The following is a 23,750-nucleotide window of genomic DNA, read 5'->3' as shown; positions in this document are numbered from 1 at the left end:
TTTTTGTCATTTGTCATTGGAGAAGAATATTTCTTAATTTACGCCTGATGTAAATTAAAAACGCCTCTTTTCTCATAAGGGTTTCAAGACTTGTTAAAAATTGTAGTTTTGGCAGTATCGAAGGAATTACAAGGATTTCAGCACTCAATTCACATTAGGCATAATTTTGAATTGATTGTCTCCCTCACTATCTACAATTAAGGAAATTTTCGCTCTCTGACTTCTGATGCATAATTCTGTACAGCTTGAGTAATATTCTCCCGAAGATTAGTATAAACTTTAGCAAAGGGTGGTTGCCTTTCCGAAAGTCCAAGAACATCGGAGGTGACTAACACTTGTCCATTACAATGGATTCCTGCGCCTATGCCAATAGTAGGAATACGGAGTTTTTCTGTAATACGTAGTGCTAGATCGGTAGGGATATGCTCTAAGACGATCGCAAATACGCCCGCTTGTTCGAGAGCGATCGCTTCGTTTAAAATTCTCTCTGCGGTTTCCTGGGTTTTCCCTTGTTGTCGCAAACCGAGTTGATGGACTGATTGTGGCGTCAAACCCACGTGTCCCATCACAGGAATTCCGGCTTGTACTAAACGCGCAATCGTTTCTACCATTGCTGGGTAGCCACCTTCCAATTTGACAGCTTGAGCGCCTGTTTCTTTTAGCACCAAGCCAGCCGAGTGCATTGCTTGTTGAATGCTTTCTTGATAGGTCAAAAATGGTAAATCTACGACAACTAAAGCTCGTTTTACACCACGGCGCACGGCTTTAGCATGGTAGAGCATCTCCTCTAAAGTAATTGGCAAGGTTGTCTCATAACCCAGAACTACAGCCATAGAGTCGCCTACCAGGATTAAGTCTACCCCAGCTGCATCGAGGAGTTGGGCGATCGCATAATCCCAGGCCGTCAACGCTACAATTGAACGTCCTTGTTGTTTCCATTGAATTAATTGCTGGGTGGTAACTACCATTGCCAATTCTTCAGATTTTACAGTTTGGGTAATTTTTTTCGTCATTTGTCATTTGCCAAGCACACATGACAAATGGCAAATGACTACTCATTTCACAGCACGACTAAAAGCAAGATGGGTTTGTGCGCTATCCATTTTGGGCATTAACCAAGCTAGACCTTCACTAGTGCCAATCCACAATTTATTGGCGATATCAGGAACAACAGCAAGTACTCGACTAGAAGGAAGTCCTGCAACTTCGTCTAATACAGCACCTGTATTTGGATTTAATCGTAACAAACCATTGTTCGTACCGATCCAAACACTACCATCTTGGGCAAAGCGCACTGCTGTAACGTTACGTCCGCGCAAACGAGTTACAGACCGCAGCACTGCACCAGTTTTTGGGTTAATCACTAGCAAATTATTCGGCATTCCCGCCCAAATTAACCCTTCTGGACTAATAGCCAAAGCTTGCACTGTCGTACCCGGTAAATCAGCAATTCGCTTCATAATTAAAGCATTAGCAGTATTTACCCGAATTAATCCGTCTAGAGTGCCTACCCAAAGTTGACCATCCGCATCTAAAGTCAAAGCGTTAGCGCTGACACCAGGCAGATTTTTTAAGGTGGTCATAATTAAGCCTTGGTCGGGACTAATTAAAGCTAAACCGTTATCGGTTCCCGTCCACAAATAACCCCGTTTATCAACCAAGAGCGATAACACCCGTTTGGAAGGCAAAAATAAATTCTGTGCGGTGATTTCACTGGTGCGGGGTTCGACGCGGATCAGTCCCTCATAATTTCCTACCCATACGCGCCCTACTTTATCTTGAGCTAAAGCACTAATAGCAACATTAGGTAAACTCACACGCGAGACAATCTTGCCAGTTTTAGGGTCAATCCGCGACAACCCTCGCCAAGAAGCTACCCAAAGATTCCCTGTAACATCCGGTAACAAGTTGCTGACACGGTAATCGGTTTCTATAGAATGCTCTTCTAGCTCCCGTTGATCTGGTAGGGGGTCTACTCGTGGGGGTGGTGCAGAAGCCGGGTAAGAGGTAGTTTTTGGCTTAGTGGGAGCAGGAATAACAGTTTTTTGTGCCATAGCAGGATTTGTCAATGCAACAATTCCGATACTTGGCAGCACTACCATTCCTGCCAGGATAGAAGTAATCAATACACTAGTACGCTTAACCACGGTGAGATTCCCTTTAAAGACAGTACCCTAGCCATTAGGCTGCTTACAGAAGTCGGGGAAAGGAGAAGGGCGAAAAGCTCAAAGAAATTGATTTTCTCGTTTCCCACCGCTAAAAAACTCTGTTGCTGAAATTGGCTGGGGGTAGTTTCAGTGTTCCCCTAGCTGGGATTTTTTAAACGCCTCTAGCAATTTTTCTCTTGTACTAGAGATAAGGGAACGCCGAAATCTGCTATTGGAGGGAATGGAGATTAGGGCTAGTACGCTAAAGTTTCTATTGGGAAGGAGAGAAAAATACGAAGAATTATTGAGGAGTTTTTCGCTTGAAGTTCTTACATCCTAAGCTTTTGCTGCTCTTCAACCCTACAGGGAAACCTTTAAGTTTAGCCGCCCATACTATCATAGATGAGCATTTGTAAAGCAATCTTTACAAAATGTTTAAAACTTTATGTAATAACAAATTTAAATAAATAAGTTAAAAAGTTTCAAAGTATAACTTATCGATTTCTTGATATATTGTGAGACAAGTTACAAATTACGTGGTGTGCAATTTTTGTCTTGCGCTCATCACTCCGATAAACCTACCTCAGTCAAAATTGCTCCTATTTTCCCTATAAATCAAGGAAACTCAGGAGATATGCCAACGAAAAAGCCGAGAAATCTATATCCTGCTCAGGAATAATCGGCAAGAGTCATCCTTGTAAAGCCACAAGGTTAATTGAGATAGACAAGGTTTAAAGGGGTGCGAGAAAAAGATAAAAAGAATTTATATGCCTGGGACAGAGGAAGAGTAAGAAGTACACAGCAGTGTACCTCGCGAACACAAGGAAGCTAGTGATGATGTCTTGGATACGTCACTAAATGTTCCTGAAGAAAAACCACTACCTTTGCCATAGAAAACCCCTAACAAAAAAATTTTCCTAATCTTCCCCTAACTTATAGGGGAAGAAAGCGGGGTGAGGGGAAATTGCATACAACGTGATTTGTTAAGTAATCAAAGTGTGACTTCTTGGAAGGGAATTTATGTCTTACGCTCAAACGAAGACTCAGACAAAAGCTGGGTATCAAGCCGGGGTTAAAGATTACAGACTAACTTATTACACACCGGATTACACACCAAAAGATACAGATATATTAGCGGCATTCCGTGTTACACCCCAGCCCGGAGTTCCCTTTGAAGAAGCAGCAGCGGCTGTGGCGGCTGAGTCTTCTACTGGTACTTGGACAACTGTATGGACAGACTTGTTGACCGATCTCGATCGCTACAAAGGTCGTTGCTACGATATCGAGCCGGTTGCTGGTGAAGACAACCAATTTATTGCCTACATTGCTTATCCTCTGGATCTGTTTGAAGAAGGCTCTGTCACCAACATGTTGACCTCAATCGTAGGTAACGTGTTTGGCTTCAAAGCCTTACGGGCACTGCGTCTAGAAGACTTGCGGATTCCTGTTGCTTACTTAAAGACCTTCCAAGGCCCTCCCCACGGTATTCAAGTTGAGCGTGACAAATTAAACAAATACGGTCGTCCTTTGCTGGGTTGTACCATCAAACCCAAATTGGGTCTGTCTGCTAAGAACTACGGACGTGCTGTATACGAGTGCTTGCGCGGTGGTTTGGACTTCACCAAAGACGACGAAAACATCAACTCCGCACCATTCCAAAGATGGCGCGATCGCTTCTTGTTTGTAGCAGAAGCTATTCACAAAGCTCAAGCTGAAACAGGCGAAATCAAAGGTCACTACCTGAACGTTACCGCCCCCACCTGCGAACAAATGTTGCAGCGTGCTGAGTTCGCTAAAGAACTCAATATGCCCATCATCATGCACGACTACCTCACCGCAGGTTTCACCGCTAACACCACCTTGGCTCGTTGGTGCCGTGACAACGGTATTCTATTGCACATTCACCGTGCGATGCACGCTGTAATCGACCGTCAAAAGAACCACGGTATTCACTTCCGCGTATTGGCTAAGACCCTGCGGATGTCTGGTGGCGACCACATTCACACTGGTACAGTGGTTGGTAAGTTGGAAGGTGAACGTGGTATCACAATGGGCTTCGTTGACTTGTTGCGTGAAAACTATGTTGAACAAGATAAGTCTCGCGGTATTTACTTCACCCAAGACTGGGCTTCTATGCCTGGTGTAATGGCAGTTGCTTCTGGTGGTATCCACGTATGGCACATGCCCGCACTTGTAGAAATCTTTGGTGATGACTCCGTTCTACAATTCGGTGGTGGTACCCTCGGTCACCCCTGGGGTAACGCACCAGGTGCAACCGCTAACCGCGTGGCTTTGGAAGCTTGTATCCAAGCTCGTAACGAAGGCCGTAACTTGGCTCGTGAAGGTAACGATGTTATCCGCGAAGCAGCTAAGTGGTCTCCTGAATTGGCCGCTGCTTGCGAATTGTGGAAGGAAATCAAGTTTGAATTCGAGGCAATGGATACCGTCTGATAAAGGTTGAAAGTGGTATGGATAGAGGCTGAAGTGAAAATTACTTCAATTATTTCATCCTTTATCCTTCATACTCATACTTTCAAGGCTGGGGTCAAGCATGAATCTTAAGCAAATTGCGAAAGACACAGCCAAGACTCTCCAAAGTTACCTGACTTATCAGGCACTAAGGACTGTACTGGCACAGCTAGGCGAAACTAATCCTCCATTAGCAATTTGGTTGCATAACTTTTCCGCTGACAAAATTCAGGATGGAGAATCATATATTGCCCAGTTGTTAAAGGAGAAGCCAGATTTGGCATTGCGGATCATGACTGTTAGAGAACACATTGCTGAGGAAATTGCAGAATTCTTACCAGAAATGGTTCGTACTGGCATTCAGCAAGCCAACATGGAACAGCGTCGCCAGCATCTAGAGCGAATCACTCAATTAGAGACATCAAACCCCAGTCTGCAATCAGAACAGCAAACAAGCTCAGACCAAAATTTGGATAATTCATCCAGTTAATTGGTCAACATAGTAGTAAAAATCGCAACCCATTATCAACAGTTATGCAAACTTTACCAAAAGAGCGTCGTTACGAAACCCTTTCTTATCTACCTCCCCTGTCTGACGCTCAAATTGCCAAGCAGATCCAGTACATTTTGAGCCAAGGTTATATTCCAGCAGTTGAGTTTAACGAAACTTCTGAACCAACCGAATTTTTCTGGACAATGTGGAAACTGCCTTTGTTTGGCGCTAAAACTACTCAAGAAGTACTGAACGAAGTTCAAGCTTGCCGTTCTCAGTATTCCAACCAATATATCCGGGTTGTTGGTTTTGATAATATCAAGCAGTGCCAAGTTCTCAGCTTTATCGTTCACAAACCCAGCAGATACTAAAAGCTGACAAGCTAAATTAATTAATTCCCCCATCGGAGAGGTAGAATCATCTACCTCTCTTCTTTCATGAAACGAATTATGAATTCAATACATCGATCGGATCTCAGAATTTGTTTTGTTGGTGACTCTTTTGTTAACGGTACTGGCGATCCTGAGTATCTAGGTTGGACAGGCAGAATATGCGTTAATGCTAATCAAAAAGGTTATGACATAACTCACTATAATTTAGGAATTAGGCGAGATACGAGTACCGATATAGCAAAGCGTTGGTTGCAAGAAGTATCAGTTCGTCTACCTAAAGATGCTTATGGCAGAGTTGTATTTTCTTTTGGGCTAAATGACACAACAATAGAAAATGGTAAAACTCGTGTAGATCTGATAGATTCCATCAGAAATGCTCGCAAAATTTTAACTGAAGCCAAGCAGTTATATCCTGTTTTGATGATTGGCCCAGCACCATATGCAGAACCAGAAGACCCCCAAAGAAAAAAGAGAATTAGCGATTTATCGAAACAGTTTGCATCGGTTTGTCAGGAATTAAATATTCCTTATTTAGACATTTTTCCTATATTAGAAAAATCAACTATTTGGAGTGATGAAGCCATAGGAAATGATGGCGTTCATCCAAATGCAGGTGGTTATAGAGAATTTGCCCGAATCGTGGAAAATTGGAACGCTTGGTTAAGTTGGTTTCCTTATAACTTAATCGATCAACCAAAGTTAGGATAGTAGTAGCGCCTGATTTTTTATTCCAAGCTGTCCCAAGGTCTTAGATATTATGCAGCAAATTACTTTAGCTGAAGCATCGCAACACTTACTGATTTGGTTGAAGCAGCACTCAGTGGTGAGGAAATGATCGTTATCAATGATAATCAACCTTTAATGAAGTTAACTCCTGTGTCGCCAGTTAAACACCGCCGTCAAACTGGTAGTTAGCATTTCCTTTCTACCAAAAGATAAATGAAAAATAAACACAAAAAAACTTAGGATTATCTTAATAAGTCCCAGGCTAGAACAATTTTATGAGTTACTACATTGCTCCTCGCTTTTTGGATAAACTCGGTGTCCACATTACGAAAAACTTCTTAGATCTTCCTGGGGTGCGAGTACCCTTGATTTTAGGAATTCACGGACGGAAAGGTGAAGGAAAGTCTTTTCAATGTGAGTTAGTCTTCGAGAAAATGGGCGTTGAAGTGACTCACATCTCTGGTGGAGAATTGGAAAGTCCGGATGCAGGAGATCCAGCGCGTTTAATTCGGCTGCGCTATCGGGAAACAGCAGAATTAATCAAAGTGCGCGGTAAAATGTGCGTGCTAATGATTAACGATCTAGATGCAGGTGCAGGACGCTTTGATGAAGGCACTCAATATACTGTAAATACGCAGTTGGTGAATGCCACATTGATGAATATTGCTGATAATCCCACAGATGTACAGTTACCTGGAAGCTACGATTCTACACCTTTGCGTCGCGTGCCGATTATTGTCACAGGAAATGATTTTTCTACACTTTATGCGCCATTAATTCGCGATGGTCGTATGGAGAAATTTTACTGGGAACCTAACCGTGACGATAAAGTGGGGATTGTTGGCGGAATTTTTGAACCAGATGGACTTTCTCAGCGAGAAATTGAACAGTTAGTTGATACTTTTGCCAATCAATCGATTGACTTTTTTAGCGCTTTGCGATCGCGTATTTATGACGAACAAATCCGGGAATTTATCCATCAAGTAGGATTTGAGCGTGTTTCCTTACGTGTGGTGAACAGCCTAGAAGGGCCACCAGCATTTAAAAAGCCAGATTTTAGCCTGTCTCATTTGATTGAATCTGGTCACTTGATGGTAGGTGAACAAAAACGGGTGGAAAATTCCCAGTTGGTTGATGAGTACAATCGCCTCAATCGCGGTAGAAGTTATCAAGCTGCGCCACCTGCTGAGGTGACACCAACTAGTCAGCCGTCAAACAATGGTGGAAATCAAGCCCCAAAAACTAACGGTTTTGGGAAGGAAGTATCGAGTCCACATTTAACCCTAGAGACACAAGAACAGATTCGGCAAATTTTGGCTCAAGGTTACACGATTAATATTGAACACGTTGATGAACGCCGTTTCCGTACAGGTTCTTGGCAAAGTTGTCTTAACACCCACATCGATGCCCACTCAGATGCAATCTCAGCTTTAGAATCATGTCTAGCTGAATATAGCGGTGAGTACCTGCGCTTGGTAGGAATCGATCCGAAGGCGAAGCGACGGGTGATAGAAACGATTATTCAGCGTCCGAATGGGAAAAATTAGAGATATCAAAACACAGGTAAACACAGTATTAGTGTTTATCTGTTGTTCCTTTTTATTTTTGATTTTGGCAATGCGTGGATGGTAAAAGGCGATCGCTTTTAGTTATGGTAATCCCAAAATATTTTGCCATGCCAACTTTGCTGCACCCACCATACCCGCAGCGTTACCCAGTTCTGCGGGTAAAATTTGTAAATCGACACGCGATGTCAGCATCACTCGCTGCTCAATTTCTGCTTTGACAGCGGGTAAGAAAAACTGAAAACTGGCACTAACTCCGCCACCAATAACGATCGCTTCTGGCGTTAACACATAAATCAAACTTGTTAAGCCGATACCCAAGTCTCTACCATATTCCTGCCAAAAATTTAAAGCTTCGGCATCTGCGGCGGCTGCCAAAGCGCCCAATTCCCAGGGTTCCTTGCCAGTGCGCCGACGGATAGCTGCGATTGAGGTGTATTGTTCCAAGGAACCGCGATTACCACTATTACACATCGGCCCCTCAGGGTTGAAGCTGATTAAACCTAGTTCTCCGCCAGCGCCTTGATGTCCGATAAATAGTTTGCCATTGAGGAACACCGCACCGCCGACACCGGTACCCAAGGTCAGCATAATAAAATTTTGAAAGCAGCGACCCGCACCTAACCAAGATTCGCCCAAACCTGCACAATTAGCATCATTACTAACAATTGTTGGTTTGCCTGTTTTCGCTTCTAACCAATCTGCCAAGGGAACATCACGCCATCCTGTCAGGTTGATGGCGATTTTTGCAATGCGTCCCTTAGCATCAGCAGGGCCAGGAGTACCGACACCAACTGCCACAGATTGATTACCTGGATCGACTTGGGCGATCGCATCCACCATCACCGCCAGCACAGCCTCTGGCGTGGATGGTTGGGGAGTTGCTACTGTTAGAGATTGCAGGCAATTGCCATCTAGATCAAATCGCCCCAGCTTAATCGCTGTTCCCCCCAAATCAATACCAATTACTTGAGAATTCACCACTTTTTAGATATTCACAAGGGAACGCTGGAGACTAGGGACAAGGAAGGGGGACAAGGGAGACAAGGAGGAATAATCAATGCCCAATGCCCGATGCCCAATGCCCAATGCCCCATCCCCAATCACTTTCAAAAAGCATATTAGCTTTTTTGCGTCTGGTTGCTAAAAAATTCTGAGTTCTCAGTTTTCTTGGCTGCAAATTGTAAATTGGTGACATTCGCCTGCCGCATACCCGATTCACCCTGCCAAGCTGTGACTGGTGTTCCCCGTAAAATGCCAGATAAAGCAACAGAAAGCATAAACCCACCAGTAGCGGCGGCAATTAAAGTTAAATTGTCTTTCACCTGAATCTCCAAATCAACGATCGGTCTGTGTACTAATTACTGTTCACTATTGACTAAATTATTTCCGAATACTATTCTGTCGCCGCAAACGAGGATTGACAAATTCATTTAAACCTTCCCCAAGTAGTGATAACCCTACCACCATCAATGTCATCGCTAAACCGGGGAAAAGTGTAGTCCACCAAATGCCAGTAGGTAGTGCTTCTAGTGCTTGTTTTAAATCATGTCCCCACTCTGGGACTTCTTCTGGCAATCCTAAACCTAAAAATCCCAAACCACCTAAGACTAAAATCGCATCGGCGGCATTGAGGGTAAATAATACAGGTACGCTTTGAATGACGTTGAAAAATAAATATCGAGACAGCACAACCCAAGTAGAAGCGCCCATTGCTTGCGCAGCTTCAATGAACACCTCAGTTTTCACGCTGACCGTGTGGTTGCGAACAACTCGGTAATATTGAGGAATGTAGGCAATACTAATAGCGATCGCGGCATTTAATATCCCTCGCCCTACCACAAATGCCAACGTCACTGATAGCAATAGTCCAGGTAAGGTATAAATGCTATCCATGAGAAATAGCAATATCTTATCCAATCTACCGCCAAGATAGCCGCTGACCATACCTAAAGGCACACCAATGACCATACTCAGTGCTGTTGCTAATATCACCACTTGCAAAGCAGCTTGAGCACCAAAAATTGTGCGAGAGAAGACATCATGGCCTAGGCGACTAGTGCCAAACCAATATTTGCCTGAAGGTGGTTCGTGAATCGGGTTACTTAACAAATCTTTGGGATTTTGCAGCCATCCCCAAGCCTGAAATACGGGTGCGAAGAACGCTAGGAATAAAAAAAACAGGGTAATGACTAACCCAATCAACATTAGTCGTTGAGAAAGATTCGGATTTTTGGGAAAGCGTAAGAATGACGGCATTTGCCGTTTTGTCATGGACATGAGCGATCGCCTGCATCGAGCAAGATACGCTGACCATTTTACATATCAGAGGATGAATGTCTCACGCCAATACACAAAGAAAAATTTTATAGTCGAAAGTCCAATTGACAACACAAATGACCAGTGACAAAGGACAATCTTCATAAGTTAATTTCTGGTCTAAATAAGTAACAATTCCGAAAAACCAAGCTCAACTGGTGGAATCTAAGATATCTGACGAATTTTGCTGTTGAGCATTTTCAAATAAAATAGCGATTATACTGAGGATTTTTATTTATTAGTAAAATAAAATACATAAATACGAGCTATGACTACTGAAAACATTTCATTGTCCTAGATAGGGTGGACACAAATGGAAGGCGATCGCAATCAAGACACAGAACAGCGCGAACGTAGACTCAGACAAAAAGAAGTGGAATTACGACTCCGAGAAATGGAAGCGGATATAAATCGTCCCGATCCGCCTTTGCATCAAACTGTCAAGCATCAGTCAGATAAGTTCTCTCAGCCGTGGATGAAAAAAGCGATTCTTGGCTTGCAGCTTTTCGGGATTGGTGTGGCGGTACTGGTTGCTGTGAGGATAGCCGCAGCTGTAGCGGGAATTGTGATGTTCGCAGCACTAGCTTGGATGGCTTACAAACTTTTTCTGGAATCTCCTAAAAACAAACCTTAATCTAGGGTGTCAATATGACTAATCAAGTTGCGGCTGACAGATTTATCAACGATTTAGAACGTGTTGCGCAAGTGCGATCGGAAATGTCTGTATGTTTGAGCAGACTTGCTGACACAATTAATAAAGCAGAATTAGATGGCGAATCTTCATCAGGAAAACTGAGCTTAGAAAGAGATATTGAAGACATTACAGTAGCTAGTAAAAATCTCAGACAAGGTGTATTTCGCCTGTTAGTTTTAGGCGATATGAAACGAGGTAAAAGTACGTTTCTGAATGCCTTAATTGGGGAGAATTTATTACCGAGTGATGTGAATCCTTGTACCGCAGTATTAACAGTTTTGCGCTACGGGCCGGAGAAAAAAGTCACAATTAATTTTAATGATGGAAAAAGTCCACAACAGCTAGATTTTCAAAGCTTTAAATATAAGTATACTATTGACCCGGCTGAAGCGAAAAAATTAGAACAAGAAAAGAAACAAGCTTTTCCTGATGTCGATTATGCAGTAGTTGAGTATCCTCTCACATTATTAGAAAAAGGGATTGAGATTGTCGATAGCCCAGGATTGAATGATACAGAAGCGCGTAATGAATTATCCTTAGGTTATGTCAATAATTGCCATGCAATCTTGTTTGTGATGAGAGCATCGCAACCCTGTACCTTGGGTGAGCGTCGCTATTTAGAAAATTATATTAAAGGTCGAGGATTGACAGTTTTCTTCTTAATTAATGCTTGGGATCAGGTAAAAGAATCCTTGATAGATCCCGATGATGTGGAAGAATTAAGTGCAGCAGAAACCAGATTAAGACAAGTATTCAAAGCAAATTTAGCAGAATATTGTTATGTAGATGGTCGAGATATTTATGATGAGCGTGTTTTTGAGCTTTCATCAATTCAAGCACTCAGAAAAAGATTGAAAAATCCCCAAGCCGATCTATCCGGAACTGGCTTTCCTGAGTTTATGGGAGCATTGAATACTTTTTTGACTAGAGAACGTGCGATCGCGGAACTGCGACAAGTCAGAACGTTAGCTAGACAAGCCTGTAATCATACCCGCGAAGCTATCGAAAGACGCTTACCGTTACTGGATAAAGATGTTAATGAATTAAAACAAAGAATTGATTCTGTAGAACCAGAGTTTAACAAACTTACAAATATCCGCGATCAATTCCAAAAAGAAATTATCAACACCAGAGATAGCCAAGCAAGGAAAATTTCTGAATCATTCCGCAGCTATGTTTTAAACTTAGGGAATACTTTTGAAACAGATTTTTTACGCTATCAACCAGAGTTAAATTTGTTTGATTTTCTCAGTAATGGTAAAAGAGAAGCATTTAATGCTGCATTGCAAAAAGCTTTTGAACAATACATTACTGATAAATTTTCTGCTTGGACTTTAACTGCTGAAAAGGATATTAATGCAGCTTTTAGAGAACTTTCTTTGAGTGCTGCACAGTATGGCGCATCCTACAATCAAATTACAGACCAAATTACCGAAAAATTAACAGGACAGCAAGTAAGAGTCAATCCTGCTGCTACTCCAGAAGATGATAACTCTCCCGGATGGGCAAAATGGGCAATGGGATTGTTATCTTTATCACGAGGAAACCTAGCTGGCGTTGCATTAGCTGGCGCAGGATTTGACTGGAAAAATATTTTATTAAACTACTTCACTGTAATTGGCATTGGCGGCATAATTACGGCTGTAACAGGTATTTTTCTGGGTCCGATTGGGTTTGCATTGCTAGGCTTAGGAGTAGGTTTTCTCCAAGCAGATCAAGCACGTAAAGAGTTAGTCAAAACAGCTAAGAAAGAGTTAGTAAAATATTTACCACAAGTAGCTCACGAACAATCCCAAACTGTTTATGATGCAGTGAAAGAGTGTTTTGATTCTTATGAAAGAGAAGTAAGTAAGCGAATTAACGATGATATTACATCTCGCAAATCTGAATTAGATAATTTGCTCAAGCAAAAAGCTACACGCGAGATTAATCGCGAAAGTGAGTTAAAGCGACTGAAAGGTTTGCAGGAGGATGTAATAGAGCAATTGCAAAAGATTGAGGCTGCCTATAGTAATTTATTAGCTTACTATAGTTGAACGGTAGTCTTACTTCTCATGTGATACTAAGAAATGAAGAATTAAACCACAGATGGACACAGATAAACACTAATAAAATATCTGTGTTCATCTGTATTTATCTATGGTTCAACATACAAAATATATTTGCATACGCAGCATCATACAAGGAAAATATGCAAAAACAATCTGAAGCTTATCAGGATTTGGTAAATACACTCAAATCTGCATCTGCTTTATTAGATTTAGAACGCAGATCGCAACTATCACAAGATATAAATACTATTTCTAATTATCTGACTAATCCTAACTTTCAGATTGCGGTATTTGGCCCTTTTAATCATGGCAAATCTACCCTACTTAATGCCATCTTAGGAAATCGTACTTTACCAATCGATTTAATTCCCACCACAGGCGCAGCGATTACTGTCAAGTATGGTACGGATTTACGCACTCGCATCATGTTGAGAGACGGTACAGAAATTTATCGTAGTGGAACGGAGATTTTACAGCAGTATGCAATTCTGGATGGTGACAGAAAGATGCGTCAAGATGTCACATCTGTAGAAGTTTTTTGTCCTCATCCTTTTTTGGAAAGAGGGATAGAATTACTCGATTTACCAGGTACAAACGATCGCGAAGCACAAGATATTTTAGTACGCGATCGCCTGCTCTCTACAGATTTAGTAGTACAATTACTCGATGCCCGTAAGCTAATGACTTTAGGCGAACGGGAAAACTTGCGTGATTGGCTATTAGATCGGGGTATTAAAACAGTTATTTTTGTTGCGAATTTTATTAACTTACTCGAACCCGAAGAACAACAGCAAGTGCAAAATCGCTTGCTATTTGTTGCAGAAAGTTTCCGCGCCGAATTACCTCCAGGCTTTAGTAATTTATATCGAGTTGATGCTTTACCTGCTTTAAGAGCCAGATTAAAAGGTGATGCGGCGGCTGCTACTAGTAGCGGGTTAGCAGCATTTGAAGCAGCTTTGCAAAATATTGTAGCTATTTTACAACAAAATCGTGGGGATGTACGGTTGCCAAGAGTGCAGGCGATCGCTTCTCAAATCCAATTAAATTTAAAAGCGAAAATTGACCCTCTCTTGAGCGAAATTAACTCCTTTGATGAAAAAGAAAAATCTAAAATTGAAATCAAACAAAAAGCTGCTAATCTAATTCAACAAGGCTTCACTAAGAGTATTGCTGAATTACGCACTTGGCTAGAAGTATCCAATCTCCTCAAAAAATACCAAACTGATGCCACAGTAGCACTGGCAGAAAATAACTTTAAAACTTGGCAAATAAGTACTTTAAAAAAAGACCTGATCGAGTTACAACGTAATGTGATGAAATGGCTTTATCAAGCTTACGAATTTTTTAAAGAAGAAAGACCGGAAGATTTATTAATCCCCTTACCCAGCGAACCACAAATTACATTACCACCTAAACCTAGTAGTAATAATGATTTAAGCGAACCTGGTGCGATTGCCGTTGGTGGTGGTATAGGTTGGTTACTGGGTGGGCCTGTTGGTGCGGCTGTGGTTGGTAGTATTTCCTATTTATTAAATAAAAATATTCAAGATTCAGACGAAAAATCAGCTAAGGAATCTTATCATCAGCAAGTTGCTAAAATTTGCATAGCCACAACCGAAGATTATTTCTCTCGATTGAGCAGTCAAGGATTATCAATTTTAGCTGAATACGAACAAAAAGCAAAAAAAGTAATTCGCTTTGTGGGTACTCAAGAGCCGCTAGATATTGCTAAGAAACGTCAAGATTTACAAAAGCTACAAAATACTTTTAATCAATTACTGCAAGAGTTAAATAAAGCCAAAATTCATACGAATTATCAACCTTATAGAGAAACGCCAAAATACACAGCATATTCCCCACCAATAGAACAGGAGCAAAGAAGTTATGCAAAAGTAGAAGAGAAAGTGAGTGTTTATGCATCTTCTTCATATCGCACTTCTACTACTTCTCAAACATCTTCTACTCACCGCGTTAACACATCTTCGCCTCCAACACCTCCAAAGGTTCCAGCTTCTCCTAATCCAGCAGAAGTAGAAGCAAAATTTCGCAATTGGGAAATCGATCGAGAAATAGCGCGAATGAAAGCAGAGATGCGTTCTCCAGGTTCTCAAACTAACAAACAGCAAAATACAACCCAAAACAACAAAGTACCTCAGCAACCTAAAACCCAAGCAGAAAAAGACAAAATTACTCGCGCTTATAACATTTTAGGATTGCAACCAGGTGTATCATTTGCAGAGATAAAACAGGCTTATAAAAATTTAGTAAAAAAATGGCATCCAGATTTATTTGTAGCTAAACCTCAAATGCAACAACAAGCTCAAGAAAAAATGCGACTAGTTAACGAAGCTTATACAATTTTGGCAGATAAATTTCAATAATATCTAGTAATTATTTGTAAGGAATTTAGTGCTTAACAATCTAGGTCTAAGAACTTACTTACCAAACTTTACTCATATTCAAGACAAATCCAGATAACACCGGATCGCAACTTAAAGTATCAGGATTATCTAAACACTCTTCTGGTAAACCAGGACGATAAATATAAACTTTGCGGTGTTTGCGATCGATTAACCAACCTAACTGTACTCCAGGTTCCCTCATGTATTCTTCCATTTTTTCCTTGAGAGGTTGGAGATTATCGCTAGGCGATCGCAACTCAATCACAAAATCTGGGCAAATAGGAGCAAACTTTTCTTGTTGTGCGGGTAAAAGAGTATTCCACCGTTCCAATTTCATCCAAGAAGCATCCGGGGATCTATCTGCACCTGTTGATAGCTTAAATCCTGTACTAGAGTCAAAACAAATACCTGTAACATCTTGTTATGCCCAAACTCCTAGCTGTAAGGCAATATTAAAGTTACGATTCCCTGACTCCGATCCCGTAGGTGGCATAATTGATATTTCTCCCGATTTATTCCTCTCAATGCGTAAATCGCGATTAACCTGACAAAACTCAAAGAATTGTTCGTCTGTCATTTGCATTGATGGTGGAATTTGCAACACCAGGGGATATGAAAGCATAATGCTTACCAGACTAACTTTTATCTTTATTCTCACGCAAAAAGATAAAGGCGCAAAGTTTTATCTTCGCGCCTTTAAACTAGACAATCAGATTGAATAATTGTCAGACTTACTTGTTAGGCTGAGGAGTCAACCGCAAGTAAGGTTTGACTTCTTGGTAGCCTTTGGGGAATTTCTCCTTCAACACTTCTGGATCTTTCAATGATGGGACAATTACCACATCATCCCCATCTTTCCAGTCAGCTGGTGTAGCCACGCTGTAATTATCAGTCAGTTGCAGAGAATCAATTACTCGCAACAACTCATCAAAATTGCGTCCAGTGCTGGGAGGGTATGTGAAGCTAAGACGTAGCTTCTTGTTGGGGTCAATCACGAAAACCGATCGCACTGTCACCGCTGCATTGGCATTAGGATGAATCATATCGTAAAGGTCAGAAACCTTACGATCTGCATCTGCCAAAATTGGGTAGTTGAGACTAGTGCTTTGGGTTTCTTCGATATCGCCCACCCATCCATTATGGGATTCTACATCATCGACGCTGAGGGCGATCGCTTTGACATTGCGCTTGTCAAATTCTGGTTTCAGCTTGGCTACTGTGCCTAATTCGGTCGTGCAAACAGGTGTAAAGTCAGCAGGGTGAGAAAACAGCACTACCCAGCTGTCACCTGCCCATTCGTAAAAATTTATGTCGCCATGTGTAGAGGCTTGCGTAAAGTTGGGTACTGTATCACCTAGACGGAGAGTCATGAGAGCTTCCCTGTAGTTAGAAGGCATTATGTATTCTACTACGCGATCGTGACATAAAACCCCGGTTTCCCCATCGGGTTAAGCGATGTGCAAGAAAATTTTATGTTGCGTAATTTCCCTTAAAGAAGCTCAATACATCATGACGAGCGTAAGATTTGCTTGTATACCAGGATAGTTTGACGAGCGATCGCATCCCAACTGTAATGTTGCAGCGCATATTTTTGCGCATTCAATCCCCGACGTTGGCGTTCTTGGGGGTTTTGTAAAGCTTCTTGTAATAAATTTACCAGGACTTGTACATCCAATCCACCTACCCACCCCGACTGACTTTCAACTATCTGGTGACAAATATGCACTTGGTCAGAGATGGCTACAGGTATTCCGGCTACCATCGCCTCAGCCACAGCAATCCCAAAATTTTCATAGTAGGAAGGCAAAACAAACAGATCGGCAAGTTGCAGTAAACTAGCTTTTAACTCACCTGTAACAAAGCCTGTAATTGTAGTGTGCGATCGCAATGGTGAATTTTGGATTTGAGAGATAATATTTTGTTCATAATCTGGATCTTGGGGATTAGTCCCAGCCAATACAAAATGAAAATTACAGCCAACAGCTAACAGCTTTTCTAGCGCTGGAATCAACAAATTCAACCCTTTTTTCGGGTCAATCCGCGACATGAATAATATCACAGGTACATCATTTGGTATTCCCAACTGATTGTGTACTAAACTCTCCTGTTTTTGGTTGGTGAATTTAGTTGGAACCACACCCAAGGGAATTACTAAATCTTGGGTAACTACACCAAACTTTTCTGATATTTTTGCTTCTTGGTCGCTAGTAAAATGAAGTGCAGCCGCACCCGCTATATTTCGCCGTTCAATAATTGCTGCATAAAGCTGTTTTAATACTTTTTTCTTCCGTAAATCAGCCGGATCGAGTGTTCCCAAAGGACGCAAAATATATGGTATTTTCTGCTGACGACAGATAGTTGCCGCTGCACTGCTAACAGGAGAAAATAAAGCATGAATATGTGCAATATCAAATTCGCAAGCGTGACGCTTTAGCCACTTCAGTAAATCTAGCGAAAACTTATAGCGACGAAATGGCGCACAACGGAAATAAATTATTTCATAACCATCTTGTTTAACTGGAGAATTTAAAGGAACATCTAAGGGTTTTTGTCCGTTATCCCCATTACTATCAGTTGTGATGATTGTAACTTCCACGCCCTCTTTTACTAAGGCTGGAGCCAGCCCTAAAATCATTTGACTAGGGCCACCATAAATTAAAGAAATTGAGGGAACAATATGGAGAATTCGCAGTTTTTTGTCATTTGTCATTTGTTATTTTTCCTTTATTGTTTTTTGCTATAACCAATGACTAATGACTATTAACAAGTTCTTTGTAAAAATCTAATTGTTGCTGTGCTAAAGATTTATTTGTATATTTATTTATAGCTTTTTGATAACCTAATTCACCTACTTTTTGCCTAAATTCTGGGTTTTCAATTAATTGAGTTAAGCAATTAGCTAAAGCTTGGGCGTCTCCTTCGGGAAAGACTAAACCAGCATCACCAATGACATGAGGAATTTCGCCAGAATTGGAACCAATAACAGGCACTTTACAAGCCATTGCCTCAATGATTACATGACCAAATTGTTCTTTCCAGCCAATAGCAGTTAAAGTTTTAAATTTATAAGTAGTTTCTGATGGTAGTACTAAAGTATGCATTAAATTGATATAATTAGGTACTACATTATGTGGTACGCTTTCAATCACAATTACTCGTTCTTGAAGGTTATTTTCTGTTGCTATTTTAAGTAATTCTGTATGTAAATCTCCCCGCCCAAGCAGTAGTAGCTTCCAAGGTTTATGTTTGATATTTATTAATGCTTGCAAAAGCGTTAGCAAACCTTTCTCTTGAACGAATCTGCCAACAAAACCAACAACAAAATCGTTTGGTGAAATTCCTAATTTAGTAGCTAATTCTGGCTGAATTTGCGGAGTAAATAATTTTTCATCTACGCCCAACTGCGGCATTACTTTAATTGCACCTTGATATCCTTTTTGTTGAATAATTTCTGCTCCATCTTGATTACCGCAAATAACGCCGTGGCTATGACTGAGATTATATTTTTCTAGTAAAGCAACTGGCAATTTTAGTTCGTATGGTAAGTTCCACCAAGTAAAAAATACATTTTTAGCCTTTAAACCTAAGAGTTGGTTTAAGATAATCGTTTGACTGTAAGCAAGTCCTCTAGATCCTTGTTCCACTTGAATAACGTGAGGACGAAATTGCTGTAACAAAGATATTAAATCAGCACCAAATGTTAAAAGTCCTTGATGATTCTGGCTAAAGTTAGAAACTGGTACTATTTTAAACGAGCCTTCATCGCAGTATGCAGTTTCAATCGTTTTGTTTTGAACGCCACCAGGTTGCCAACATTTAGGTACAACAACTGTCACTTCAATTCCTGGTTCTAGTTGAGATAAAGCGCGTAATTTTTCGCAGTTTAAATCTACAATATAGGTATGGCTAGCGACTAAAATTTTCATAACTAATTTATTAGGTTTAAATATTAGTAAGCAAAATAACTTCTTTGTGCCTTTGTGGTTACAAATTAATTATTGAAACACAGAGACAAGAAGACACAAAGCAGAAAATATTTCTGTAAAGCTGAGATTTGAGTTAGTTTTTTACTTATCTCAGGAATTATTAAAACTCGCGATCGAGACGACTATAAATTTGCCCATCATTCCATATAGATTGAATGACAGTACCCAATGCTTTGAGAAAACCCAAAATATAGAAAAAGCCGCGACTCACAATTTTGATTGGGGAACCACTTTTATGACAAGGAGGCCTTCCCAGGACGTGACAATCAAATAACCGAGCGTAGAGGCGTAAAGCTTGGGTAACGGTGAGATTTTTCAGCCCTAGTAGGAAATGGTTGTGGTAAAAAGTAAGTTGATATTTGAGCGATCGCATACTCATATCATGACAACCGCCTGTTTCTTCACCTAAATGCACTAAATAAGCCTCTGGGTCATACCAAATCTTATACCCGGTCTGTCGTAACCGCAGACAAAAGTCTGATTCCTCGCGCACCGCACTACCACGAAACCGTTCGTCGAATCTCAATTCATGCTTAGTAAAAATTTCGCGGCGAAAGGACATATTACAACCCCTAGCTGTTAGTACTTGTTGGGGTTTGATGGTATGAACTAAATCTATGTGATACCAAGCAATTCCTGGGTCCATTGCTTGCGGAGGAAGATATTCAATTTGCAACTCTCCGCCAGAATCACCTAATTTCATTCTGTCAAATACTCGTCCAGCAACAGCCCCCACTTCGGGATTTTGCACATAGTTTTTTGCATGGGCTGATAAAAAACCAGGTGTTAACTGAACATCATCATCAATAAATAAAATTATTTCACCCTCTGAGCGCCGCACTCCATAATTACGTGCGCCTGGTAAACTCGCCCAATCTAAGCGGAACCATTTAATTTTACCTGCTGTTGCTTGTTCTTCTAGATAAGCTTGAATTTCTGGCTGATGTTTTGGGGTTTGGTCTACCAATATCACTTCAAAATTCGGGTAATCCTGTTTTAGAACATCTACAATACTATCTCTTAGTGCTTCTTCTCGATAATAGGTTGGGATAACTACAGAAATTAAAGGTAGATCGCTCATAATGTTCTATATACAATTGTTGTTGAGTGTTTTTAAGTTTGTAATAGTACCAAAATTTGTATGACGAACTTATATTAAAATTTAATCCTATCTTTATACACTTGAATAAATAGTCAATAAGACATTGTATTACTCTAAAAATTAGAATTTATATCCTGAATATAGCCTAATATAAACGTAGGTATTTGACCTCCGAGAGTTTACGGGAGTATTTTGTTGTTCCCTATTTAAGTTAAACTCTTATGTGAAAGTACGCTTTTTCTTTGCTGTCTGCTGGAATTCTATATTGTCCTTTTCTTGTTTTTCTATTACTGGCAATTTAAAAAGAACGCCTGCAAAAAACCAGTAATAAACAGCAACAGGATCGACATCTAAAGGATAATAATAGGTGTTATAGCTAATAAATAAGATAAATACCCATAAAGCAGCTCCATAGCTGCGGAAATTACGGTTTTTTAGCGAGCGATAGGTTTTGAACCCTGCTTTTGTGAGAGTAGTGACTAATGCTATGAAACCTAATAAGCCACAAATTCCTACTTCAAATAGTACTTTCGGGTAGTAGGTTTCCACGAGTTTGGTTGAACCCATCGAACGAGCAGAATTAGTGGCTCTTCCTAAACCGCTTCCTAACGGCCCATCGACATTTTTCCAGTTCTCTTCAAATTGCGAAACAATAAACTCTTGGGGTGGTGAAGCTTCCCAACGGCCAGTAAAACTCGCAGTTCTTTCTTGCACTACAGTAGGATTAGCAATCATGGCAATTCCTAAAATCACAGCCAGTCCTATACCAATAGGAATAAAACGTTTAAGGTTGGCAATTTGACCTGTAAGAAATAGCAAAGCTACGAAGCAAACTGGCACTAAACCTAAAGCAATTCTCTGCCCAGAAATCACAGCATTAATAAATACTGAAGCCAAGGAAGCTAAACTGATAATCCGCCAAATTATCGAAGGATCGCTGAAGCCAGTAGCAAAGGTGAAAAAAGTACTAGCAATTAAAAACCATGCCCATTGCCAAGGGGCTACAAAGGTTCCTGGTAGGCGAATAACTCCTTCTTCTGGGCTATATAGAAGGGAGCCACCAAAATAACACCGCGCCTCTAATGTTGCTCTAAATAAGGCATCTCCTTCCAGACCTCTAGTACCTTGGCAGATACCAGTTAGTAGTAATAAATATTGAATAAATCCGAGGACACAACAAATAAGTGTTAAGACAACTTGTAAGCGCGATAAAAATAGTAAATCTTTTTGATTACGAACTAAATAATAAGCACAGGTAATTAGAGGTACATAACCCAAGAATACTTTTAATCCTAAAATACCTAACCCTATAGGAAATTCATTTGGTGCTTGTTCTAGTAATCCTACTTTTGGTGGGTTGAACTGCTGCCCGCCATTAATAAACACTAGTGTTAGTAAGCAAAATGTCAATAAAATCAATAGTGGAGTTTTAATGGCTGGAGGAAGGATGAAGGGTAATCCTTGCTTGCGACAAGTTTGCCAAAGTCCAACCACAGCAGGAACATAAAAAGCATCTTTAGCCAATTGCAGTATCGGGCTACTGCCAAGATAGTAAGTGATAGTACCCCCCAAGGGAACGTAAATTAGAAAGGCATATAGAGCTTGGCGGGGATATTTGTAAGATAGGACAAAGGTAGGAATTGCTAAAGCACCAGGAACTGCTAGTTTAATTCCAGCTACAAAAAACAGTAGTATGCCTAAGAAGACACCGCCAACAGTGGCGGCGGTGAATAAACTGGTGAATTCTTTGCGTGCTAGGTTGGCTTTGCGCTTTTGGGCTAGCCGTTCTTTAAGGCTAAGGGTAGGTGTTTCGGATTGCGATCGCTTTTTTGATTTTTGAGATTTTTTCTTGGGTTTGGTCATGAGTTTCAGTTCTGCGTGCCGAGTTCTGAGTTTGTGCCACTCAGCACGTCAGCACTGGTTATCCTAGGTGTTGCTGGACTTGTGAAACCAACTCATTTGTCCAGTGGTGAGCAAGCTCTGCATTAGCAGCTTCCACCATAACTCTGATTACCGGTTCTGTGCCAGAAACACGCACTAAAATTCTGCCAGAATCACCCATTGCTGTTTCCGCAAGGGCGATCGCTTTTTGTAGTGGTTCGCAATCTTTCCACGCCATGCGGCGATCGCGATCTACGACACGCACGTTCTTTAATAGTTGGGGATAGGTTTGAAAGCTTTGGTCTACCATGTCGTGAAGACCAACACCAACTTCTTTAATTAATGCTGCGATATGTAAGGCTGTTAACAACCCATCTCCAGTAATGCCATAGTGACGGCAAAGGATGTGACCTGATTGTTCGCCACCTAGCATTCCTCCATGTCGCAGCATTTCGGCTTGCACGTATTGGTCGCCTACTGCTGTGCGAATCAATTTACCACCTAATTGTTGCCAAGCTCTTTCAAAGCCTAGGTTAGCCATGACAGTAGAAACGATTAGGTTATCTGGGAGTTGCTGCTTTTGCTTGAGGTGGCGTCCCCAAAGGTAGAGAATGTAATCGCCATTCACTTGCCTGCCTTTACTGTCTACAGCTAAAACGCGATCGGCATCACCATCAAAGGCAAAACCCACATCAGCGTTGTGTTCTTTGACAGCAGCTTGCAGAATATCGAGGTGAGTAGAGCCACAATTAACATTGATGCGATCGCCATCGGCTTCGTTATGCAAGCAAATAACTTCTGCACCCATTTCTTGAAATACTGCTGGGGCTAATCCAACTGCTGCACCCCATGCTAAGTCCAAAACAATCTTCATCCCCTGAAGATTGACTGCACTATGCAAGGGTTGTTTCAAAGCATCGCCATAATCTTTGATTAACTCTTTTCTTAAATAATGCCGTCCGCAATTACTCATACCAGCAACTACCGACTTATTACCGCGGAGTCCTGCTTCAATTTCGGCTTGCAATGCTAGTGGTAACTTCGCACCATCCGCACCGAAAATTTTAATCCCGTTATCTTCTGGGGGATTGTGGCTGGCAGAAATCATCACGCCACCGATAGCATCGCTGACGCTGGTAAGATAAGCCACGCATGGAGTAGGACATAAACCCAAATACCAAACCTCGATTCCTGCTGCTGTTAACCCAGCACTCAAGGCCATTGCCAGCATATCGCTAGAGTTTCTAGAGTCCTGTCCGAGAATCACTGGCCCCGAATTGGCAGCATGAGTACGTAAAACAATACCCGCCCAAAAACCTATTTGCAATGCTAAAGGCGCACTCAGCAATTCTCCTACTCGTCCGCGAATCCCATCTGTACCAAATAAAGGATTTTTTGGTAGTGCGATTAAATTCAGGGCAAAATTGCTTTCGATATTGGCTTCTATAGCAGAACCTTCATGAAGGCCGCCTTGAGTTCGAGTTATTGATGAAACCATATTTTTAAACACTCCACACAGTCAC

The 23,750-nt window shown here is 41.1% G+C and carries 19 protein-coding genes and 1 pseudogene; 8 read left to right on the top strand and 12 right to left on the bottom strand.

Annotated features, from left to right (window positions below):
* Positions 1 to 197: 197 nt before the first annotated feature.
* The gene (panB, locus tag AACU33_RS31990; protein ID WP_096595456.1) at positions 198 to 968 is read right to left on the bottom strand and encodes a 3-methyl-2-oxobutanoate hydroxymethyltransferase; all 771 of its coding nucleotides are present in this window, start codon (positions 966 to 968) and stop codon (positions 198 to 200) included.
* Positions 969 to 1,055: 87 nt separating this feature from the next.
* Positions 1,056 to 2,054, bottom strand: a complete 999-nt coding sequence (locus AACU33_RS31985) for a ligand-binding sensor domain-containing protein (protein ID WP_445291802.1) — start codon at positions 2,052 to 2,054, stop codon at positions 1,056 to 1,058.
* 1,113 nt (positions 2,055 to 3,167) lie between these two features.
* Between AACU33_RS31985 and AACU33_RS31980 the strand changes: the two genes are divergently transcribed.
* The 5 genes from AACU33_RS31980 to AACU33_RS31960 all read left to right on the top strand — a co-directional run bounded on the left by AACU33_RS31980 (position 3,168) and on the right by AACU33_RS31960 (position 7,774).
* The gene (locus tag AACU33_RS31980) at positions 3,168 to 4,598 is read left to right on the top strand and encodes a form I ribulose bisphosphate carboxylase large subunit (RefSeq protein ID WP_096594302.1); all 1,431 of its coding nucleotides are present in this window, start codon (positions 3,168 to 3,170) and stop codon (positions 4,596 to 4,598) included.
* A gap of 100 nt (positions 4,599 to 4,698) precedes the next feature.
* Positions 4,699 to 5,106, top strand: coding sequence for a RuBisCO chaperone RbcX (gene rcbX, locus AACU33_RS31975; RefSeq protein ID WP_096594301.1), 408 nt, complete (start codon positions 4,699 to 4,701; stop codon positions 5,104 to 5,106).
* Positions 5,107 to 5,150: 44 nt separating this feature from the next.
* Positions 5,151 to 5,480 (top strand): ribulose bisphosphate carboxylase small subunit, encoded by a 330-nt coding sequence (locus AACU33_RS31970; RefSeq protein WP_096594300.1) that lies wholly within the window; start codon positions 5,151 to 5,153, stop codon positions 5,478 to 5,480.
* A 78-nt stretch (positions 5,481 to 5,558) separates the two neighbouring features.
* On the top strand, positions 5,559 to 6,209 hold the full coding sequence (locus AACU33_RS31965; protein ID WP_096595455.1) for a GDSL-type esterase/lipase family protein: 651 nt from the start codon (positions 5,559 to 5,561) through the stop codon (positions 6,207 to 6,209).
* Between the two features lie 293 nt (positions 6,210 to 6,502).
* Positions 6,503 to 7,774 carry a ribulose bisphosphate carboxylase small subunit gene (locus AACU33_RS31960; RefSeq protein WP_096594299.1) on the top strand — a complete coding sequence of 424 codons (1,272 nt, stop codon included), beginning with the start codon at positions 6,503 to 6,505 and terminating at the stop codon, positions 7,772 to 7,774.
* Positions 7,775 to 7,876: 102 nt separating this feature from the next.
* Here AACU33_RS31960 and AACU33_RS31955 read toward each other — a convergent pair whose 3' ends face one another.
* From AACU33_RS31955 to AACU33_RS31945, 3 genes are all read right to left on the bottom strand, one after another.
* Positions 7,877 to 8,776: an ROK family protein gene (locus tag AACU33_RS31955; protein WP_096594298.1), complete on the bottom strand. Its 900-nt coding sequence runs from the start codon at positions 8,774 to 8,776 to the stop codon at positions 7,877 to 7,879.
* A gap of 137 nt (positions 8,777 to 8,913) precedes the next feature.
* Positions 8,914 to 9,117 (bottom strand): hypothetical protein, encoded by a 204-nt coding sequence (locus AACU33_RS31950; RefSeq protein WP_096594297.1) that lies wholly within the window; start codon positions 9,115 to 9,117, stop codon positions 8,914 to 8,916.
* A gap of 58 nt (positions 9,118 to 9,175) precedes the next feature.
* Positions 9,176 to 10,072, bottom strand: a complete 897-nt coding sequence (locus AACU33_RS31945; RefSeq protein WP_096594296.1) for an ABC transporter permease — start codon at positions 10,070 to 10,072, stop codon at positions 9,176 to 9,178.
* Between the two features lie 352 nt (positions 10,073 to 10,424).
* On the opposite strand from AACU33_RS31945, the gene AACU33_RS31940 reads away from it, so the two are divergent.
* From AACU33_RS31940 to AACU33_RS31930, 3 genes are all read left to right on the top strand, one after another.
* Positions 10,425 to 10,745, top strand: a complete 321-nt coding sequence (locus AACU33_RS31940; RefSeq protein ID WP_096594295.1) for a DUF3040 domain-containing protein — start codon at positions 10,425 to 10,427, stop codon at positions 10,743 to 10,745.
* A 14-nt stretch (positions 10,746 to 10,759) separates the two neighbouring features.
* On the top strand, positions 10,760 to 12,841 hold the full coding sequence (locus tag AACU33_RS31935) for a dynamin family protein (RefSeq protein ID WP_096594294.1): 2,082 nt from the start codon (positions 10,760 to 10,762) through the stop codon (positions 12,839 to 12,841).
* 155 nt (positions 12,842 to 12,996) lie between these two features.
* A complete protein-coding gene (locus AACU33_RS31930; RefSeq protein ID WP_096594293.1) occupies positions 12,997 to 15,237 on the top strand; it encodes a dynamin family protein in 2,241 nt (746 codons plus the stop codon).
* Positions 15,238 to 15,295: 58 nt separating this feature from the next.
* On the opposite strand, the pseudogene AACU33_RS31925 reads toward AACU33_RS31930, so the two are convergent.
* The 7 genes and pseudogenes from AACU33_RS31925 to glmM all read right to left on the bottom strand — a co-directional run bounded on the left by AACU33_RS31925 (position 15,296) and on the right by glmM (position 23,725).
* A pseudogene (locus AACU33_RS31925) lies at positions 15,296 to 15,880 on the bottom strand (Uma2 family endonuclease).
* 109 nt (positions 15,881 to 15,989) lie between these two features.
* A complete protein-coding gene (locus AACU33_RS31920) occupies positions 15,990 to 16,628 on the bottom strand; it encodes a peroxiredoxin (RefSeq protein WP_096595454.1) in 639 nt (212 codons plus the stop codon).
* A gap of 137 nt (positions 16,629 to 16,765) precedes the next feature.
* Positions 16,766 to 17,950: a hormogonium polysaccharide biosynthesis glycosyltransferase HpsP gene (gene hpsP, locus AACU33_RS31915; RefSeq protein WP_096595453.1), complete on the bottom strand. Its 1,185-nt coding sequence runs from the start codon at positions 17,948 to 17,950 to the stop codon at positions 16,766 to 16,768.
* Positions 17,951 to 18,008: 58 nt separating this feature from the next.
* On the bottom strand, positions 18,009 to 19,184 hold the full coding sequence (hpsO, locus tag AACU33_RS31910) for a hormogonium polysaccharide biosynthesis glycosyltransferase HpsO (protein WP_096594292.1): 1,176 nt from the start codon (positions 19,182 to 19,184) through the stop codon (positions 18,009 to 18,011).
* A gap of 160 nt (positions 19,185 to 19,344) precedes the next feature.
* On the bottom strand, positions 19,345 to 20,325 hold the full coding sequence (gene hpsN / locus AACU33_RS31905) for a hormogonium polysaccharide biosynthesis glycosyltransferase HpsN (protein ID WP_096594291.1): 981 nt from the start codon (positions 20,323 to 20,325) through the stop codon (positions 19,345 to 19,347).
* 240 nt (positions 20,326 to 20,565) lie between these two features.
* Entirely contained in the window at positions 20,566 to 22,209 is a 1,644-nt protein-coding gene (hpsL, locus tag AACU33_RS31900) for a hormogonium polysaccharide biosynthesis protein HpsL (protein WP_096594290.1), read from the bottom strand.
* Positions 22,210 to 22,267: 58 nt separating this feature from the next.
* The gene (gene glmM, locus AACU33_RS31895; RefSeq protein ID WP_096594289.1) at positions 22,268 to 23,725 is read right to left on the bottom strand and encodes a phosphoglucosamine mutase; all 1,458 of its coding nucleotides are present in this window, start codon (positions 23,723 to 23,725) and stop codon (positions 22,268 to 22,270) included.
* Between the last annotated feature and the right edge of the window lie 25 nt (positions 23,726 to 23,750).

Origin of the sequence: Calothrix sp. NIES-2098 (genome assembly GCF_963875125.1) — a bacterium.
Taxonomy (GTDB): Bacteria; Cyanobacteriota; Cyanobacteriia; order Cyanobacteriales; family Nostocaceae; genus Aulosira.
Note: the sequence above shows the minus strand (reverse complement) of the source record. Positions and strands in the feature narration are given on the sequence as shown.